This is a genomic window from Rhizobacter sp. P3_C12, from assembly GCF_056402735.1.
This window is the reverse complement of record NZ_JBFUGW010000472.1, coordinates 1-2856: the sequence shown is the minus strand read 5'-3', so window position 1 is coordinate 2856 and position 2856 is coordinate 1. Positions and strand designations below refer to the sequence as shown.

Here is a 2856-nt window from a genome sequence, read left to right as displayed (position 1 = left end):
CTTCGAGGTCGAGGGACTCGACCGTCAGCCATTCATCGCTTGCTGTCATCCCCCGATTGTCTCAGCACCGCAGGGGCACCTAGAAAATCGAGTCGCGATCGATCCCGCTGCGCGCCATGCGGCGCTTGAGCTTGACCAGCGCCTCCTGCTGGATCTGCCGGATGCRCTCGCGCGTCAGGCCCAGCCGCTCGGCCAGCACCTCCAGCGTCTCGGGCTCGCGGTCGCGCAGGCCGTAGCGGCCCGACAGCACCTCGCGCTCGCGCTCGTTCAGCTCGTCCAGGCCGTGCTGCAGCAGCACGTCGATCTCGTGGTTCAGCGTGGTCGACAGCGGATCGCTCGCGCCTTCGTCGGCCACGCTGTCGATCATCGATTCGGAGTTCTCGCGGTCGATCGGCGCATCGAGCGAGGCCGGCAGTTCGGCGAACTTCAGCAGCTCGCTCACCTCCTGCACCGGCCGGCCGACACGGGCCGCGATGTCTTCGACCCGCACCGGCTTGTCGGTGCCGTCGCCGTGCGTGCCGTCGGCCTCGAGCGCGCGGCGCGCCTTCAGCACGTGGTTCAGCTCGCGCACCACGTGCACCGGCAGCCGCACCAGCCGGGCCTGGTGCATGATCGCGCGCTCGATGCTCTGGCGGATCCACCACGACGAATAGGTCGAGAAGCGGAAGCCGCGCTCCGGCTCGAACTTGCTGATCGCATGCATCAGCCCGAGGTTGCCCTCCTCGATCAGGTCGGTCATCGGCAGGCCGCGCCCGAGGTAGTTCTTCGCGATGCTGACGACCAGCCGCAGGTTGCGCTCGATCATCGACTGGCGCGCGCTGAAATCGCCGGCGCGGGCCCGCGTCGCGGTGTCGAATTCTTCCTGCGGCGTCAGCAGCGGCGTGCGGCGGATGTCGCGCAGGTAGGTCTGCAGCGTGTTGCCGACCTCGCCCTCGCCCGCCGCGATCTCGATCACCGGACGCACGTCGTCCGACGGCAGTTCAGGCTGCTCGTGCGGATCGCCCTGCGGATCGGCCTCGGCCGCGGATTCCGCCGGCTCGGCCTGCGCCGCGTCCATCTTCAGCGCCGGCAGCGGCGGTCTCGTGCCGGTGTCATGGCCCAGCGCATGCCCGTTCAGTGTGCTGCGCTTCTTGACCATGCTGTTGCCCGGGCTGGTGGAGGGTGGGCCGCGCCTCAGCGTGGCGGCAGGAGCTTCGCGGGATCGATCGGCCTGCCGAGCTTGCGGATCTCGAAGTGCAGCGCCACCCGGTCGGCATCGGTGGCGCCCATCTCGGCGATCTTCTGGCCGCGGCGCACGGTCTGGTCTTCCTTGACCAGCAGCGCCTGGTTGTGCGCGTAGGCCGTCAGGAAGGTGTTGTTGTGTTTCAGGATCACGAGGTTGCCGTAGCCGCGCAGCCCGGAGCCGGCATAGACGACGCGCCCATCGGCGGCCGCCAGCACCGGGTCGCCGGCCTTGCCGGAGATCGACAGGCCCTTGCTGCGCACGTCGTCGAAGCCGGCCACCACTGCACCGGTGGCGGGCCACTGCCAGTTGATGTCGTCGTCATCGCGCGGGGCGGGCGATACCGCCACCGGGGCGGTGGCAATCGCGACCGGCGCCGTGGTGGCCGAGGCCCCCGACGCGGGCCGCGGCGCATCGAGCGGCTTCACGTCGACCTTCGCCGCCGTCACGCCGCGCGTGGCCACCGCATTCGGGTCCGCACCCGGCGGCACGACGCGCAGCACCTGGCCGACCTCGATGACGTTCGGGTTGTCGAGGTTGTTCCACTTGATCAGGTCTTTCCAGTTCTGGCCGGTCTCGAGCCCGATGCGGATCATCGTGTCGCCCGGCTTCACCGAATAGAAGCCCGGCTTGCCGGCGTTCTCGGCGCCGGGCAGCGGCTTCACGGCCTCCGGCGTGCCGGCCACCGGTGCCGGCGTCGCGACCTGTGTGCCGCCGGCCGTCGTGACCGGGGCCCGCGTGCCACCGCGATCCTCGACCGGCGCGTGGTACTTCGTCGACGAACAGGCCGCGAGGGCAAGCGCCGCCAGCACGATCGCGATCGCTCGGGGGCCGGTCGAATGGCGGCGCGCGGCCGCGGGAGTCGAGGTGCTTGCCATCACTGCCACTGTCATCAATCCGTTCCTGATTTTAGGGGGACGAACAGCACGGCCTCATGAACCGTGCGCTCGTAGCCACCCTCTGTTCTGTCGACCACCACCAGCACCTGGCCCTGTCCTGCAGCCCGTTGCACCGGCGCCACCAGACGGCCGCCGACGGCCAGTTGATCGAGCCAGGCCTGCGGCAGGTCGTCGCCGCCGGCGGCCGAGATGATGCTGTCGTACGGCGCGTTCGGCGGGTGGCCCCGCATCCCGTCACCATACACCAGCCTGATGTCCGTCAAGCGCATCGGCGCCAGCAGCTCGCGCGCCTTGTCGTGCAGCGGCTTGAGCCGCTCCACCGACAGCACCTGCCGCGACAGCTGCGCAAGCACCGCCGCCTGGTAGCCGCAACCGGTGCCGATCTCGAGCGTGCGGCCCAGCGTGCGCCGCGTGCGTGCGGCGGGGCTCGCCATCAGCAGCTCGATCATGCGCGCMACCACCGAGGGCTTGGAGATGGTCTGCCCGAGGCCGATCGGCAGGCTGGTGTCTTCATAGGCCTGGTTGACCAGCGCCGTGTCGACGAAGGCATGGCGTGGCACGCGGGCCATCGCGCCGAGCACCAGCTCGTCGCGCACGCCGCCGCCGCGCAGCCGGTCGACCATGCGCTGGCGCACGCCGGCCGAATCGAGGCCGAGGCCGGTCGGCACCACGCGCTGGGCCGATGCGGCGGCCGCCTGCTGCACCGGCCGCTGCGGCCGCAGCACCTCGCGGCCC

General features: G+C 70.7%; 3 protein-coding genes. All 3 read right to left on the bottom strand.

Features of this window, described 5'->3' with window-relative positions:
- Positions 1–79 precede the first annotated feature (79 nt).
- From rpoS to AC1DXV_RS33320, 3 genes are read right to left on the bottom strand one after another with little or no spacing between them, the layout of a single operon-like run.
- Positions 80–1138 carry an RNA polymerase sigma factor RpoS gene (gene rpoS, locus AC1DXV_RS33330; protein WP_477937827.1) on the bottom strand — a complete coding sequence of 353 codons (1059 nt, stop codon included), beginning with the start codon at positions 1136–1138 and terminating at the stop codon, positions 80–82.
- 35 nt (positions 1139–1173) lie between these two features.
- On the bottom strand, positions 1174–2100 hold the full coding sequence (locus AC1DXV_RS33325) for a peptidoglycan DD-metalloendopeptidase family protein (RefSeq protein ID WP_477870746.1): 927 nt from the start codon (positions 2098–2100) through the stop codon (positions 1174–1176).
- Positions 2101–2114: 14 nt separating this feature from the next.
- Positions 2115–2846, bottom strand: a complete 732-nt coding sequence (locus AC1DXV_RS33320; protein WP_477937829.1) for a protein-L-isoaspartate(D-aspartate) O-methyltransferase — start codon at positions 2844–2846, stop codon at positions 2115–2117.
- Positions 2847–2856 lie beyond the last annotated feature (10 nt).